This window comes from Streptomyces sp. NBC_00162, assembly GCF_024611995.1.
Lineage (GTDB): Bacteria > Actinomycetota > Actinomycetes > Streptomycetales > Streptomycetaceae > Streptomyces.
On the sequence record NZ_CP102509.1, the window covers coordinates 7,820,656 to 7,834,658 of the forward strand.

The following is a 14,003-nucleotide window of genomic DNA, read 5'->3' on the forward strand; positions in this document are numbered from 1 at the left end:
CGGGGCACTACGGCCGGCGGCCCGCGCCCCCGCCGGAGGCCGGCGGGTCGCCTACGAGGACGCCGGCTGGCGCAGGCGCCGCCAGTACCCGGCGAGGTCGTCGGCGGCCGCGGTGACCGAGTCGAGGGCCATCGTGGTGCGCGAGTCCCTCCCGTAGCGCTCCCAGCGCGGCATCGGGTGCTGGTTGGGATCCCCGGTACGGATGAAGGAGATCCAGGACGCGTGCATGGTGGCGGCCAGGCCGTCCCGGACCCCGGGGCGCAGCCCCGCCAGGAACGGCGCCTGCGACCACTTGTCGAAGTTGTTGAACACGAACGGCAGTTCCAGACAGTGCGCCGCCGCCAGCCGGCCGTCGTGCGCGGGTGTCGGGAGGTTGAACTGGTACGCCCAGACCGGACGCCCGCGGGCCGCTCGCCGCTCGGCCAGCGCCAGGGCGGGCATGCGGAACAGGTCGTCGCCGATCAGGTCCATGAGCACGTCCACCGGGCGGGCGCCCGGCCGGGCCTCCTCGTACGCGGTGTACGCCTCGGCCGCCCGGTTCCCGAAGGTGTCCCGCGCTCGCGCGAGCACCTGGTCCTTGGTCGCGGCGGCGTACGGCTCACTGAGCGCGAAGGCGAAGTTGGCCTCCTCCCGGGTCCAGCCGATCAGTACGTCGATGTCCGCCCCGGCACCGCTCAGGAGCAGGTCGGCCGGGTCCCGGTCGAGGGTGACCCCGTCGAGCACCGGCAGGAACGGGGTGGACCAGTATCCCCACTTGCCCGTGCGCCCGAACATCTCGAAGGTGGCGGCGATCAGGCGTGGCCACGGCACGGCTCGTAGTTCCGCCACGTCCTTGGCCCCGAGGATGTCCAGGAAGGCGGCGGTGCGCTGAAGGGACTCGGCGCGGTTGGGGATCTGCAGCCCGAGCGGCGGGCTCTGCAGGATGGCGCGCCGGAACAGCGGGCGGCCCTTGGGGCGGGCGCCGGCCAGTGCGGCGACCGACAGCGCGCCGCCGGACTGCCCGGCGACGGTGATCTGGTCCGGGTCTCCGCCGAACGAGGCGATGTTGTCCCGTACCCAGCGCAGCGCGGCGAGTTGGTCGGTGAGCCAGAAGTTCCCGTTGGCGCCGTCTTCGCCGAAGTAGAGGTAACCCAGCGGCCCGAGCCTGTAGTTGATGGTCACGACGACGAGGTCGCCGTCACGCGCGAAGGTCTCGCCGGAGTAGTTGGGCATCGAGCCGGAGCCGGAGATGAAGCCGCCGCCGTGGATCCAGACCATCACGGGTCGCCTGGCGTTGTCGGCCCCGGGGGTCCAGACGTTGAGCGTGAGGCAGTCCTCGTCGAAGGGCGGCGCCCCGTGCGTTCCCAGGACCTGGTCGCCGCCCTCCCGGTAGGGCTGCGGCGCGCTCGGGCCGAAGGCCGTCGCGTCCCGCGTTCCCTGCCAGCCGGGATGGGGCTGCGCCGGCCGCCAGCGAAGGGCGCCGACCGGCGGCGCCGCATAGGGCACGCCCTTGAACACGGCGAGGCCTCCCTCGATGCCGCCGCGCAGCCGGCCCGAGGGCAGCTCCACGACGGGCGAGGATGCGTCCGCTCGCGGGGCGGCCTGCGCGGCGCGTCCGTCCGGGATGCCGGAGAGCAGCGTGGCGCCGGCCAACACCCCGCCGTTCTTGAGGACTTTGCGCCGCGATGGATCGTCGGTCATGGTGCTTCACTCCCTGACTGATCAAGAGCCCGTCGCCGAATCGGCATTGCGTTATTTTGACGACGGCAAGTATTACGGCATGCGTGGGGCCGGGGTCAAGGGGCGGGTTTTCGGTGCGATCCGCCATCTCGCGAACTATTGACGAGCGTCGCAGATACGCGATAGACACGTGTCACTTCCGATGCCGCCCGCCAAGGCAGGGCCGGCTGACAACGTACGGAGTCTCCATGGCACGTCGGATTCGTCCCGCCGCTCTGATCGCCGTCACCACAGCCCTCTCGCTGGCCACCGCATGCGGTGGTGCCAGCCTGGGGACCGGCGACGGCGACAAGCAGAACGGGCCCGTGAAGATCGGGCTCCTCCTCCCGCAGTCCGGGATCTACAAGGCACTCGGCGACGACATGAAGCAGGGCTTCGAGCTCTACGTCGAGCAGCACGGCGGCAAACTCGGCGGCCGCGAGGTGGAGATCGTGGTCGCGGACGAGGGGGAAACCGCCGACTCCGGCAAGGCCGCCGCGGAGAAGCTGGTCAAGCAGGACCGGGTGCTGGCGGTGAGCGGCGTGGTCAGCTCGGCCACCATCAACGGGGTCAAGGACCTGTTCGAGACCAGCAAGATCCCGCTCGTCGGATCCAACGCCTCGCCGACGACCTTGACCGGGACCTCCTACATCTGGCGCACCTCGTACGTCAACGACGAGCCGGGCAAGGCACTGGGCAAGCACGTGGCCGAGAAGGCCGGCGGTCCGGTCTTCCTGATCGCCGCGGGCTACCAGGCGGGCAAGGACGAGATCGAAGGCTTCAAGTCCACCTTCCTCCCCGCCGGCGGCAAGATCGCGGGCGAGGAGGTCTACACACCGTTCCCCGGCACGAAGAACTTCCAGCCGTACCTCGCCCAGATCGAGAAGTCCGGTGCGAAGGCGGTCTTCTGCTTCTACGCGGGCGGCGCGGCCGTCGACTTCGTCAAGCAGTACCGGGACTTCGGTCTGGCAGGCAAGATCCCGCTCTACGCACCCGGCTTCCTCACCGAGGGCGGCGTGCTCAAGGGGCAGGGCGACGCCGCCACCGGCATCCTGACCTCGCTCAACTACAGCGCGGACCTGGACAACGCGGCCAACCAGCAGTTCGCGCCGGCCTACACCTCCGCCTACGGGGCGGCCCCGACCACCTACGCGATGGCGTCATGGGACGCGGCGCAGGTGCTCGACAAGGCGATCAAGGCGGCCGGGGGCACGGTGACGCCGGAATCGGTCAACGCGGCCATCTCCACGGTGGGCGACATCGACAGTCCGCGCGGCACCTGGCGGTTCAACAGCGGCGGTACTCCCGTCCAGCCCTGGTACCTGCGCGAGGTCAAGCAGGGCGCCAACACGGTCAGCTCCGAGCTCGGCCGACTGGGCGGCTGACATGTCCGGATGGTTGGACGGCAACTTCGTCAGCGTCGTCGACGGGGTCGCCTTCGGTCTGCTGCTCTTCACGATCGCGGTCGGCCTCTCCCTGGTCTTCGGCATGATGGACGTGCTCAACCTGGCCCACGGCACGCTCTACCTCGCCGGGGCCTACGTCGCCTACGCACTGTCCGACGGGACCCTGCCGGGTCTGCTCCTCGCGCTGCTGGCCGGCGCTCTGGTGGGCACCATGGGCGGGACGGCGCTGACCTTCCTCACCCAGCCGCTGGCCCGGCGCGGGCACCTGGACCAGGCCGTGCTGACGCTCGGCATCACCTTCATCGTCGCCGATCTCCTCGCCGCGGCCTTCGGCGGCGAGGTGCTGCCCACCGACCCGCCGACGGCGCTGCGCGGGACGGTGGACCTCCTCGGCCACGCGTACCCGGTCTACCGGCTCGTGTTCATCGCCGTCGCGGCCGGCCTCGCGCTCGTCGTGTACCTCGTCTTCGAACGCAGCTCGCTCGGAGCACTGGTCCGGGCCACCGTCGCCGACCGGGACATGGTCCGCGCGCTCGGCTTCGACATCCGCAAGGTGCTCTACGGGGTCTTCGCGTCCGGCGCGGCCCTCGCGGCGGTCGGCGGTGTCCTCGGGGCTCCGATCCTGGGCCCCGGGCCCGGAGTCGACGAGACCGTGCTCGTCCTCTCGCTCGTCGTCGTGGTCGTCGGCGGCCTCGGGTCGGTGCGCGGCGCACTGGCCGGGGCACTGCTCATCGGCCAGGTCCAGACGCTCGGGGTGGCGCTGCTCCCGGAGTACGCACCCTTCCTCCTCTTCGGCACCATGCTGGCCGTGCTCGTGGTCCGCCCGAACGGCCTGGTCTCGTCGGCGGTGCGCACATGAGCCCGTCCAGACCTGCCAGAGCCGTCAGATCCGTCAGACCTGGCGGACCCGCCACGCGGCGGCTGTATGCGACCGCCGTAGTCGCCGGGCTCGCGCTGGCTCCCTTCGTCCTCGGCCCGTACGCCGTCGGCACCTTGTCGCGCATCCTGGTGTTCGCCCTGCTCGCCATGAGCGTGAACCTGCTCACCGGCCTCACCGGACTGCCGACCCTCGGGCAGTCGGCGTACTTCGGAGTCGGTGCCTATACGGCGGCGATCGCGGCCACGCGGCTCACCGACATCGGGATATTCCAACTCCTCATCGCCGCCGGGGTTTCCGCCCTGGTCGCCGTGCCGACCGGATGGCTGGCCGTCAGGGCCCGGGGGGTCGTCTTCCTGATGCTGACGCTGGCCATCGGCGAGATCGTCCACAGCGCCGCGGTCAACTGGAAGTCGCTCACCAACGGCACCGACGGGGTATCCGGCATCCCGCCGGTCGTACCGCTGCCCGGCATGCCCGCGCTGGAGCTCGACGGACTGGTCTACTTCTACGTCCTGGCCGTGTTCCTGCTGCTCTTCGCGGCCGTCATCCGGCTGGGATCGACACCGTTCGCCCTCGCCCTGCGCGGGATCCGCGACAACGAGCCCCGGATGAAGGCGATCGGCTACCCCACCCGGCGGTACGCCCTGACCGTGTACTGCGGCGCGGGGGCGCTGGCCGGCGCCGCCGGGGCCCTGTGGGTCTCGGTGCAGCGGTTCGTCTCGCCCGGCGACGCCGGATTCGAGATCGCCGCCCTGGCGCTGCTGGCCGTCGTCATCGGCGGCTCCGGCTCGATGTGGGGAGCCTGCGCCGGCGCCGCACTCGTCTGGCTCACCCGCGACTACCTCGGCAACCTCGAAGCCGTCGCCGGGCGCGGGCCGCTGCTGCTCGGACTGCTCTTCGTCATCGCCGTCTACACACTGCCCCGCGGGCTGGCCGGCGTACGGCTCCCGCCCCAGCTGACTCGGAAGAGGACGGCGTGAGCGAACTCGACCTACTCGAACTGCGCCAGGTGTCACGGCAGTTCGGGTCCTTCAAGGCCGTGGACGAGGTCTGCCTCACCGTACGGGCGGGCGCGCGGCACGCGATCATCGGTCCGAACGGCGCGGGCAAGTCGACGCTGTTCGGCCTCATCTCCGGAACGCTGCCGGCCACCTCCGGATCCGTCCTCGTCGACGGGCAGGACGTGACCCGGCTGCCCGTGGACCGGCGGGTCGGGCTCGGTGTCGCCGCGACCTTCCAGCACTCCAGCCTCTTCCTGCGCGAGACGGTACTGGAGAACGTGCTGCTCGCCGTGTTGCGCCGGACCGGTGCCGGACTCGGCGGCTGGCGCAAGGTGAGCGCCCGGGCCGCGGCGGTCGAGCAGGCGCGGACCCTGCTCGAGCGGGTGGGCCTGCCTGCCCGGCACGAGGTCGCGGCGGCCGAACTCTCGCACGGAGAGCGGCGGCAGCTGGAGGTCGCGGTGGCGCTGGCCACCGAACCCCGGCTGCTGCTGATGGACGAGCCGGCCGCCGGGATGTCTCCGGCGGAGACGGCGCGGCTCACCGAACTGGTCGCCGCGCTGCCCGGTGAAGTGACCGTACTCCTCGTCGAACACGACCTCGACATGGTCTTCGAGATCGCCGACACGGTGACGGTCATGCACCTCGGCAGACACCTGAAGACCGGCTCACCGGACGACGTGCGGGCGTCCGCCGAAGTCCAGAGCGCCTACCTGGGCAGTGTGGAGGCGGCCTCGTGAAACCCTTCTTCAGCATGCGCGACCTGCGCTCCGGCTACGCCGGGGGCACCGTCCTGGGCGGCGTCGACCTCGACCTCGACGCGGGCGGGATCGTCGCCGTCCTCGGGCGCAACGGTGTCGGGAAGACAACCCTCATGTCGACCGTCATGGGATTCGTCCGGCCGTACGAAGGCAGCATCACCCTCGACGGCAGGGAGCTCGCCGGGGCCCGCGTCGACGTGATCGCCCGGGCCGGGGTGGGCATCGTCCCCCAGGGGCGCCGGGTGTTCGCGCCCCTGACGGTGGACGAGCACCTCGCCATCGCCTCCCGCCGCCCCGCATCAGGGCCCTGGACGCGGACACGCGTCCTCGACCTGCTGCCGAGGCTGGGGGAGCGGCTCGGACACCGTGGCGACGAACTGTCCGGCGGGGAGCAGCAGATGCTCGCGATCGCGCGGGCCCTGCTGGGCAATCCGCGTCTGCTGCTCCTCGACGAACCGTCCGACGGACTCGCTCCCGCGATCGTCTCCCACGTGGGCGAGGTCATTCGCGAGGTGAGTGCCCAGGGGATGTCCGTGGTCCTCGTCGAGCAGAACCTGGGGCTCGCCCTGTCCGTCGCCCAGGACGTGGCCGTCATGCAGAAGGGCCGCATCGTCCACCGGGCCGCCTGCGAGGAATTCCGGTCCCGGCCCGAGGACCGGCGGCGCCTGCTGGGGGTCGACTGACCCGATGGCCGGACGGGAGCGGGCCGTCGGCCCGCTCCCGTCCGGCCGCTTCAGGTACGGGCCCGGCGCGCCGACCCTGCCAGGGCCGCCGCGCGGCAGCCGCGGGACACGCCCGGACCGGGCAGTGCGCCCCCGGGTGCGGGGGGTGGGAGACCATGTGCGGGTGCGGGATGTCCCTGGTGCCGGAAGCGATGTGTCTGGTCAGCGGCAATCGGAGGTGGCGCTGGACGGAGTGGTACGCGCCACAGGCGCGTCCGTCGGCATGCTCTACCTCCCCGGACCGGACGCGCACGTCCTGTACCTCGCAGTGGTCAGCGGGGTGTCCCGGGAGTTCGCCGCCCCCTGGTCCCGGGTGGGGCTGGACGACGCCATCCCGGTGGCCGACGCGATGCGCGAGGACCGGCTCGTCTGGCTGGGGGGACGGGAGGAGACGGCCCGCCGCTATCCACGGCTCGGGCTGGTCCTGCCCTACGACTTCACCCTCGCCGCCGCGCCCCTGCCCGGCCGCTCCCCGGACGGCGGAACGCCGTCGCCGGGCGGGCTGGTCCTGCTGTGGTCGGGCGCGCACCCGCCGCACCTCGAACCGTACGAAAGGGACACGATCGAGGAGGGATGCCGGCACCTGGCGCAGACCTTGCGTCAGGCCGCCGACGCGGGGCACCCGTTCCACCCGCCGGCAAGCCCCGTGCTGCTGCGCCCGCCTCCCCCTCCCACACCGGGCCCCGTCGAGGCCGCGGCGCTCGCGGCCTTCGTCCGCCGGCTCCCCGGCGGAAGCAGCGCCCTCGATCTCAACGGAAAGATCACCTTCGTCACCCCCGGAGCCGCCGAACTGCTCGGCGCACCGCTCTCCCACCTGATCGGTGCCCTGCCCTGGGAAGCACTGCCCTGGATGGACACCCCCGCGATCGAGGACCACTACCGGGGCGCGGTGATCAGCCGCCTGCCCCGCTCCTTCACCGCCCTGCGCCCGCCCGACCACCTGCTGCGCTTCGAGCTCCACCCGGACGACACGGGCATCAGCGTCCGCATCACCCCGGCCGACGACCTCCCCGAGCCGCCCGCGGCCCTGCCGGGGGAAGCGGGGCCGACGGCCTCCTTGTTGCCCAGCCGGGCCACCGCGCTCTACCAGCTGATGCACCTGGCGGCGAGCCTCACGGAGGCCGCACACGCCCAGGACGTGGTCGAGCAGGCCGCCGACCAGCTAGTCCCGGCGCTCGGAGCCCAGGCCATGGCCCTCCTCGTCGTGGAGGAACAGCGCCTGCGCATCGTCGGCCACCGCGGGTACGCGGACGGGCTCACTGCGCGCCTCGACGGCCGGCCCCTGACGTCCGACACGGCCGTCACCCGCGTGCTGCGCACCGGCACCCCGCTGTTCTTCTCCGACGCCGACGAGCTCATGGCCGCGTACCCGTCCGCCGAGCTCGAGAAGGGCATGGCCGCCTGGGCCTTCCTGCCCCTGATCGCCTCGGGCCGGCCGATCGGGTCCCTCGTCCTCGCCTACGTCCGGCCCCACCACTTCGCCCCGGGCGAACGCGCCGTACTGACCTCGATCGCCGGGCTGATCGCCCAGGCGCTGGACCGGGCCCGCCTCTACGACGCGACGCACCAGCTCGCCCGCAGTCTCCAGACCGGCCTGCTGCCCCACGCCCTGCCGGACATCCCGTCCCTGGAAGTCGCCGCCCGCTACCTCCCCGCCACCCAGGGCCTGGACGTCGGCGGTGACTTCTACGACCTCATCCACATCGACGACACCACCGTCGCCGCCGCGATCGGCGACGTCCAGGGACACAACGTCAACGCCGCCGTCCTGATGGGACAAGTCCGCACCGCCGTCCACGCCACCGCGGGAGCCCCGCCCGGCGAGGTCCTCGCCCGGACCAACAGACTGCTCACGGACCTCGACCCCGGGCTCTTCACGAGCTGCCTCTACGTCCACATCGACCTCGCCCGCCAGACCGCCTGCCTGGCCACAGCGGGCCACCCGCCGCCCCTGCTGCGCCAACCCGGCGGACCGGTCGAGGTACTCCACCTGCGCCCCGGACTCCTCCTCGGCATCGACCCGGACGCCACCTACCCCGCCGCCGAGATCCCCTTCGCCCCCGGCACCCTGCTCGCCCTCTACACCGACGGCCTCGTCGAAACCCCGGGCCAGGACCTCGGCGAGTCCATCACGGCCACCGCGGCACACCTCACCCGCACCCACGACCAGCCCCTCGACCTGCTCGCCGACGACCTCATCCGGCACGCCCGGCGCGCGGCTCCCCGTACCGACGACATCGCCCTGCTCCTGCTGCGTTCTCGCCTCGACCGCGCATGACGGACGCCGGTCACCCGCCGGCCTCCAGGAGAACTCGAGGGCAGCCAGCGCCCCGCTGGGGCCGGGGCGGAGCGGGGCCGCAGCGGCGGCGACGCATCGCGAATGATCCGTCGCGGCGCGCCGCGGGGGGCTTACGATCGCGACGGACGGTCTCGTCCCGCGACCGCAGCCCGCCCCGCACCCCGTGGAGGTCAACCGTGTTCCGGACGGCCCAAGGACACCGCACGCACCGCAGCAGCCACCGCATCCGTACGGCAGCCTGCGCTGCCGCCGCCGCGGGAATGTTCCTCGCGGTGGGCTGTTCCTCCGGCGACGGCGGTCCGGGGGAGGCGGCCGGCGGAGTGCCCGTCGTCGAGAAGGGCAAGCTGACCACCTGCACCCATCTTCCCTACCCGCCCTTCCAGTTCGAGCAGAGCGGCAAGGTCGTCGGCTTCGACGTGGCCCTGATCGACCTGGTCGCGAAGAACCTCGGGGTCGAACAGAAGATCCTCGACACGCCGTTCGAGAACTTCAAGACCGGTGCCTTCCTCAACTCGGGCCAGTGCGACCTCGCCGCGGCCGGCATGACGATCACCGACGAGCGCAAGAAGAACGTCGACTTCTCCGTCCCCTACTTCGACGCCACCCAGGCGCTCCTCGCGACGAAGAAGAGCGGTGTCACCTCGCTCGCCGACGTCAAGGCGAAGGGGAAGAAGCTGGGCGCGCAGGCCGAGACCACCGGCGAGAGCTATGCCAAGGCCCAGGGCTTCAACCCGGTCGCCTTCGAGAGCTCGGACGCGGTGCTCAACGGACTGCGCACGGGGCAGGTCGACGCGGTCGTCATCGACTACCCCGTCGTCCAGGGCTGGCTCAAGGACAAGGCGAACGCCTCGGAGTTCGTCCTCGGACAGAACATCGAGACCGGTGAGCAGTACGGCTTCTCGGTGAAGAAGGGCAACGCCGCCCTCCTCGCCGCGATCGACAAGGCGATCACGACCGCCAAGGCGGACGGCACCTACAAGAAGCTCTACGAGCAGTGGATCGGCCCGCTGCCCCAGGCCACCTCGTGACCTCTCGGCTGACCCGGCGCCAGCGGCGCCGGGTATGGCAGGGCGTGCAATACGCGATCTTCGTCGGCGCAGTGGTCCTGATCGCCGTCCTGGCCGACTGGGACCGCCTGCAGAACCAGTTCGCGCAGACCGACCTGGCCGTCCGCCTCTTCCCGGACATCATCACCATCGCCCTGCGCAACACGGTGGTGTACACGGTGTCCGGGTTCGTCCTCGGCCTGGTCCTCGGTCTCGTCATCGCCATGATGAGACTGTCCTCGGTGACCCCCTACCGGTGGGTCGCCAGCATGTACATCGAACTGTTCCGAGGCCTGCCCGCCCTGCTGATCTTCATCTTCGTGGGCGTGGCGGTGCCGCTGGCGTTCCCCGGGACCGAGATCCCCGGCGGTACGTACGGGAAGGTCGCGATCGGTCTCGGCCTGGTCGCCGCCGCCTACATGGCCGAAACGATCCGGGCCGGCATCCAGGCGGTGCCCAAGGGGCAGATGGAGGCGGCCCGTTCGCTGGGCTTCTCGCACGCCCGCGCCATGGTGTCGGTGATCATTCCGCAGGCGTTCCGCATCGTCATCCCGCCGCTCACCAACGAGCTGGTCCTGCTGTTCAAGGACTCCTCCCTGGTGCTGTTCCTGGGCGTGACACTGGAGGAGCGGGAACTGACGAAATACGGCCGTGACCTCGCGAGCGAGACCGCCAACTCCACCCCGATCCTGGTCGCGGGCCTGTGCTACCTCCTCGTCACCATTCCGCTGAGCATCGTGGTGCGCCGCCTCGAGGCCCGCGGGGACAAGGCCACGTGAGGACGAGATGAGACCCAAGACGGGAAATGCGGACACGATGACCACGGACCGCCCGGAGATCGAGATCCGGGGGCTGCACAAGTCCTTCGGCGACAACCACGTCCTGCGCGGCATCGACCTGGACATCGCCCGCGGCGAGGTGGTGTGCGTCATCGGACCGTCCGGCTCCGGCAAGTCGACGCTCCTGCGCTGCGTGAACCTGCTGGAGGAGCCGAGCGAGGGCCAGGTCTTCGTCGGCGGCACGGAGGTCACCGACCTCGACGTCGACATCGACGCCGTGCGCCGCCGCATCGGCATGGTCTTCCAGCAGTTCAACCTGTTCCCGCACGTGAGCGTCACCGAGAACCTCACCCTGCCGCAGCGGCGGGTGCTCGGGAGGGACAAGGCACAGGCCGCCGCCGTCGCCCGGGAGAACCTCGAGCGCGTCGGCCTCGCCGACAAGGCGGACGCCTTTCCGGCGCAGCTGTCCGGCGGTCAGCAGCAGCGGGTGGCGATCGCCCGGGCCCTGTCGATGGGGCCCGAGGTGATGCTCTTCGACGAGCCGACCTCGGCGCTCGACCCGGAACTCGTCGGCGAGGTGCTGTCGGTGATGCGGGTGCTGGCGGGCGAGGGCATGACGATGATGGTCGTCACCCACGAGATGAGCTTCGCCCGCGAGGTCGCGGACCGCGTCGTGTTCATGGACGGCGGGGTGATCGTCGAGCAGGGACCGGCCTCGCAGGTGGTCGCGCGTCCGCTGCACGAGAGGACCCGCAACTTCCTCAACCGGATCCTGGACCCGACGGCGGTCGAGTCACCGGCCGCTCACGGCACCGAGCCGGGCAAACCGGACGACGGGCGGCCCGCTGAGTGAGGTCCGGGCCGCGGGCGGGCGTTCATGCGGTTATCCGGTCGTCGCTCACAGGTGTAGGGGTGGGGATGCCGGGGGAGAAGTGGCTCAGGCGCCTGTGACCGGGCGCCGCGGTGGCCCGGACCCGGGCCACTCGCTGAATTGAGCAGAGGGATGAGTATGGCCAGCGGCACCGTGAAGTGGTTCAACTCCGAGAAGGGCTTCGGCTTCATCGCCCAGGACGGAGGCGGACCGGATGTCTTCGCCCACTACTCCAACATCTCCGGCAACGGATACCGCGAGCTGACCGAGGGCGAGACGGTGTCGTTCGACGTCACGCAGGGCCAGAAGGGTCCGCAGGCGGAGAACATCGTCCGCGGCTGACCTCCCGCCCGGTCGTTCCCGGCGGCGCCCGCACCCGGTGCGGGCGCCGCCGTCATGATTCCGCGCCGCCGCCCGCTCCTTGATCCACGCGTGCGGCCCGACCGGCGAATCCGGGCGACACGGGCTATGGCAGCCACCGGTTTCGGATGGCACTCTCGTGTCCTCGAAAGCGGCACCCTGGGGGGGGAAACACACGTGATGGAGCCGGGTACGGGCATGGGCCTGCGCGGCCGCAGCGGCATCCTGTCGCTGGTCGACGCCTGCCTGAAGGAAACCCCCGCAGCCGAGCGGCCCCTGACCATGCTGCTCGGTCCGCCCGGTAGCGGCGCCAGCGAGGCGCACAGCGCCCTCATGGAGCACTTCGGGCCCCAATACCCCTTCGCCTTCGTCAACTTCGGCGGAGCACAGTCACTCCTGCCCCGCTACGCCCTCGGTCTGCTCGCCCGCCAGCTCGAACGCAAACTGCCCCGCTACGGCCGCTCCCACTTCCCGCTGCTCAGCCTCGGTCTGCTCGCGTCCGACCAGGAACTGCGCATGCGCAGCCTCGCCGAAGGCCGGCGCGCGGTGCAACGGCAGCTCGACCGGTTCCAGGAGGAGAACGAGGCCCGGCACGGCGACTACCTGGCCGCCTTCTTCGAAGTGGGCATGGGCGCGGTCGGCATGCCCGAAGGCGCCTCCACCGCCGCCCTCGCCCTGTTCCAGGACGCCCTGCGACGGAGCCGCCGCAGCATGCCGAACCTGTTCGGCGGCAGGCTCGGCAGCCGGCTCACCTCAGGCGCCCAGTGGTACGGACGGCATCCCATGACCCGCAGCGGGGATCCCATGGAGGCCCTCGTCGAGCTCAACCTGTGGCGCCACGAGGGAGACGAGAACGAGCAGGAGCGGCTCGACCTCGTCCTCTTCTCGGCGTTCCTGGAGGATCTCAGACGCAACACCGCCCGCAGCTTCATGCCCCGTTCCTACCTGCTGCTCCTCGACAACTCCCACACCGAATACGGCCGCCGCTTCCTGGACCTGCTGGTGCGCGCCCGGCACGACAACACGGTCGTGGCCGGACACGACAGCGACCCGCTGACCATCGTCGCCAGCTCCAACCGCTGGCTGCCCCGCTGGGGGCCGGCCACCGGGGACTCCTGGCCCTGGCAGCTGCGCGGCCCGGACCGGGCCTCGCTGTCCGACTGGAACACCCACCGGCCGACCCGGGACAGCGAGGACACCTGGTGGTATCCGTTACGCCTGCGCGACCTCAACCTGGACGAGGTGCGCATCCGCATAGAGCTCCAGCTCGGCGGCCACAGCGATCTCGCCCCGCTGACCCGCCTCACCCCCTTCGTGCACCGGCTCACCGGCGGTCTGCCGCGCGCCGTCCACCAAGTGCTCGACGTACTGCGCCAGTCCGGACCGCCGCCGGACTCGGGCCCCCAGCAGGACCGCTGGCTGCGCACCCTCCCCGACCGGCCGCTGCGCAGCGGCGAACACACCGCCACCCTCGCGGACACCGCCCTCAGCCACCTCCTGCGCGACTTCGACGACACCGAGCGCGCGACCCTCGCCGAATGCGCCGCCGCCAGGGACTTCTCCGTCGGCACCCGGCTGCTCAGCCCCGGCGACGCCCTGTTCGGTGAGATCCGCTCCCGCTGGCTGCTGTCCGGACCGCTCACCGTCGTCCCCGTACTCCACCCGTGGCTGCGCCGGCTGCTGCTGTGGCGGCTGGCCGGCCGCCCCGACGCGTGGGACGCCGCGCACGAACTCCTGGCGGAGTTCTACCGCGGTGAGGGGAAGGCGGTGCAGGAGATGTACCACCAGCTCGCCGCCGGGCGGACCGACGAGGTCACCGCCCATCTGACACGGCGCTTCACCGAAGTGCCGGCCGCGCAGTGGATCGCCGAGTTCAACGCGATCACCGCCGCCCCCAACCGCCTCCCGGCGGACCGCGGCCCGCTGGAACTCCTCGCCGGGCTCGGCCCGCGCCGCCCCGAGCGCGTGATGGACGTCGAGTCCGTGATCCACACACTCGTGACCACCCGCTGGGTGTGGAGCGATCCGCTCGCCGACCCCGCCATGCGACTCAACGACATGATCGCCGACGGCTACACCCAGCTGTCACAACTGCGGAGGAACGACATCGTGGCCCTGTTCAACGAGGCGGAGCGCCACCGTCACTGGCGCGATCCCCAGACGGCCGGCGGGGAGGGCTGAGC

Annotated in this window: 13 protein-coding genes; 12 read left to right on the forward strand and 1 reads right to left on the reverse strand. The window is 71.4% G+C overall.

Going from position 1 to position 14,003, the window contains the following annotated elements; genetic code table 11:
- Nucleotides 1-51 precede the first annotated feature (51 nt).
- Nucleotides 52-1,680 carry a carboxylesterase/lipase family protein gene (locus tag JIW86_RS36045; protein WP_257558498.1) on the reverse strand — a complete coding sequence of 543 codons (1,629 nt, stop codon included), beginning with the start codon at nucleotides 1,678-1,680 and terminating at the stop codon, nucleotides 52-54.
- Here JIW86_RS36045 and JIW86_RS36050 point away from each other — a divergent pair.
- The 12 genes from JIW86_RS36050 to JIW86_RS36105 all read left to right on the forward strand — a co-directional run bounded on the left by JIW86_RS36050 (nucleotide 1,679) and on the right by JIW86_RS36105 (nucleotide 14,001).
- Nucleotides 1,679-1,822, forward strand: coding sequence for a hypothetical protein (locus JIW86_RS36050; protein WP_257558500.1), 144 nt, complete (start codon nucleotides 1,679-1,681; stop codon nucleotides 1,820-1,822). The genes JIW86_RS36045 and JIW86_RS36050 overlap by 2 nt on opposite strands.
- 85 nt (nucleotides 1,823-1,907) lie before the next feature.
- The gene (locus JIW86_RS36055) at nucleotides 1,908-3,083 is read left to right on the forward strand and encodes an ABC transporter substrate-binding protein (protein WP_257558502.1); all 1,176 of its coding nucleotides are present in this window, start codon (nucleotides 1,908-1,910) and stop codon (nucleotides 3,081-3,083) included.
- Between the two features lies 1 nt (nucleotide 3,084).
- The gene (locus tag JIW86_RS36060; RefSeq protein WP_257558504.1) at nucleotides 3,085-3,963 is read left to right on the forward strand and encodes a branched-chain amino acid ABC transporter permease; all 879 of its coding nucleotides are present in this window, start codon (nucleotides 3,085-3,087) and stop codon (nucleotides 3,961-3,963) included.
- Nucleotides 3,960-4,964 carry a branched-chain amino acid ABC transporter permease gene (locus JIW86_RS36065; RefSeq protein WP_257558514.1) on the forward strand — a complete coding sequence of 335 codons (1,005 nt, stop codon included), beginning with the start codon at nucleotides 3,960-3,962 and terminating at the stop codon, nucleotides 4,962-4,964. The genes JIW86_RS36060 and JIW86_RS36065 overlap by 4 nt, the downstream gene beginning before the upstream one ends.
- A complete protein-coding gene (locus JIW86_RS36070) occupies nucleotides 4,961-5,722 on the forward strand; it encodes an ABC transporter ATP-binding protein (protein WP_257558516.1) in 762 nt (253 codons plus the stop codon). Before JIW86_RS36065 ends, JIW86_RS36070 begins: the two co-directional genes overlap by 4 nt.
- Nucleotides 5,719-6,426 carry an ABC transporter ATP-binding protein gene (locus tag JIW86_RS36075; protein ID WP_322975573.1) on the forward strand — a complete coding sequence of 236 codons (708 nt, stop codon included), beginning with the start codon at nucleotides 5,719-5,721 and terminating at the stop codon, nucleotides 6,424-6,426. Before JIW86_RS36070 ends, JIW86_RS36075 begins: the two co-directional genes overlap by 4 nt.
- Before the next feature lie 262 nt (nucleotides 6,427-6,688).
- Nucleotides 6,689-8,743, forward strand: a complete 2,055-nt coding sequence (locus JIW86_RS36080) for a SpoIIE family protein phosphatase (protein WP_257559569.1) — start codon at nucleotides 6,689-6,691, stop codon at nucleotides 8,741-8,743.
- Nucleotides 8,744-9,024: 281 nt separating this feature from the next.
- Nucleotides 9,025-9,792, forward strand: coding sequence for an ABC transporter substrate-binding protein (locus tag JIW86_RS36085; protein ID WP_257559570.1), 768 nt, complete (start codon nucleotides 9,025-9,027; stop codon nucleotides 9,790-9,792).
- Entirely contained in the window at nucleotides 9,759-10,589 is an 831-nt protein-coding gene (locus JIW86_RS36090; protein ID WP_215150302.1) for an amino acid ABC transporter permease, read from the forward strand. The genes JIW86_RS36085 and JIW86_RS36090 overlap by 34 nt, the downstream gene beginning before the upstream one ends.
- Before the next feature lie 37 nt (nucleotides 10,590-10,626).
- Nucleotides 10,627-11,442 (forward strand): amino acid ABC transporter ATP-binding protein, encoded by an 816-nt coding sequence (locus JIW86_RS36095; RefSeq protein ID WP_257558518.1) that lies wholly within the window; start codon nucleotides 10,627-10,629, stop codon nucleotides 11,440-11,442.
- A 156-nt stretch (nucleotides 11,443-11,598) separates the two neighbouring features.
- The gene (locus JIW86_RS36100; protein WP_073907826.1) at nucleotides 11,599-11,802 is read left to right on the forward strand and encodes a cold-shock protein; all 204 of its coding nucleotides are present in this window, start codon (nucleotides 11,599-11,601) and stop codon (nucleotides 11,800-11,802) included.
- Nucleotides 11,803-12,000: 198 nt separating this feature from the next.
- Entirely contained in the window at nucleotides 12,001-14,001 is a 2,001-nt protein-coding gene (locus JIW86_RS36105) for a hypothetical protein (RefSeq protein ID WP_257558519.1), read from the forward strand.
- Nucleotides 14,002-14,003: the final 2 nt, after the last annotated feature.

Excerpts from the sequence above, each read along its gene's own strand:
- JIW86_RS36050 (WP_257558500.1), top strand. The coding sequence starts at position 1,679 with ATGGTGCTTCACTCCCTGACTGATCAAGAGCCCGTCGCCGAATCGGCA.
- JIW86_RS36045 (WP_257558498.1), bottom strand. The coding sequence starts at position 1,680 with ATGACCGACGATCCATCGCGGCGCAAAGTCCTCAAGAACGGCGGGGTG.
- JIW86_RS36055 (WP_257558502.1), top strand. The coding sequence starts at position 1,908 with ATGGCACGTCGGATTCGTCCCGCCGCTCTGATCGCCGTCACCACAGCC.
- JIW86_RS36060 (WP_257558504.1), top strand. The coding sequence starts at position 3,085 with ATGTCCGGATGGTTGGACGGCAACTTCGTCAGCGTCGTCGACGGGGTC.
- JIW86_RS36065 (WP_257558514.1), top strand. The coding sequence starts at position 3,960 with ATGAGCCCGTCCAGACCTGCCAGAGCCGTCAGATCCGTCAGACCTGGC.
- JIW86_RS36080 (WP_257559569.1), top strand. The coding sequence starts at position 6,689 with ATGCTCTACCTCCCCGGACCGGACGCGCACGTCCTGTACCTCGCAGTG.
- JIW86_RS36085 (WP_257559570.1), top strand. The coding sequence starts at position 9,025 with ATGTTCCTCGCGGTGGGCTGTTCCTCCGGCGACGGCGGTCCGGGGGAG.
- JIW86_RS36095 (WP_257558518.1), top strand. The coding sequence starts at position 10,627 with ATGACCACGGACCGCCCGGAGATCGAGATCCGGGGGCTGCACAAGTCC.
- JIW86_RS36100 (WP_073907826.1), top strand. The coding sequence starts at position 11,599 with ATGGCCAGCGGCACCGTGAAGTGGTTCAACTCCGAGAAGGGCTTCGGC.
- JIW86_RS36105 (WP_257558519.1), top strand. The coding sequence starts at position 12,001 with ATGGAGCCGGGTACGGGCATGGGCCTGCGCGGCCGCAGCGGCATCCTG.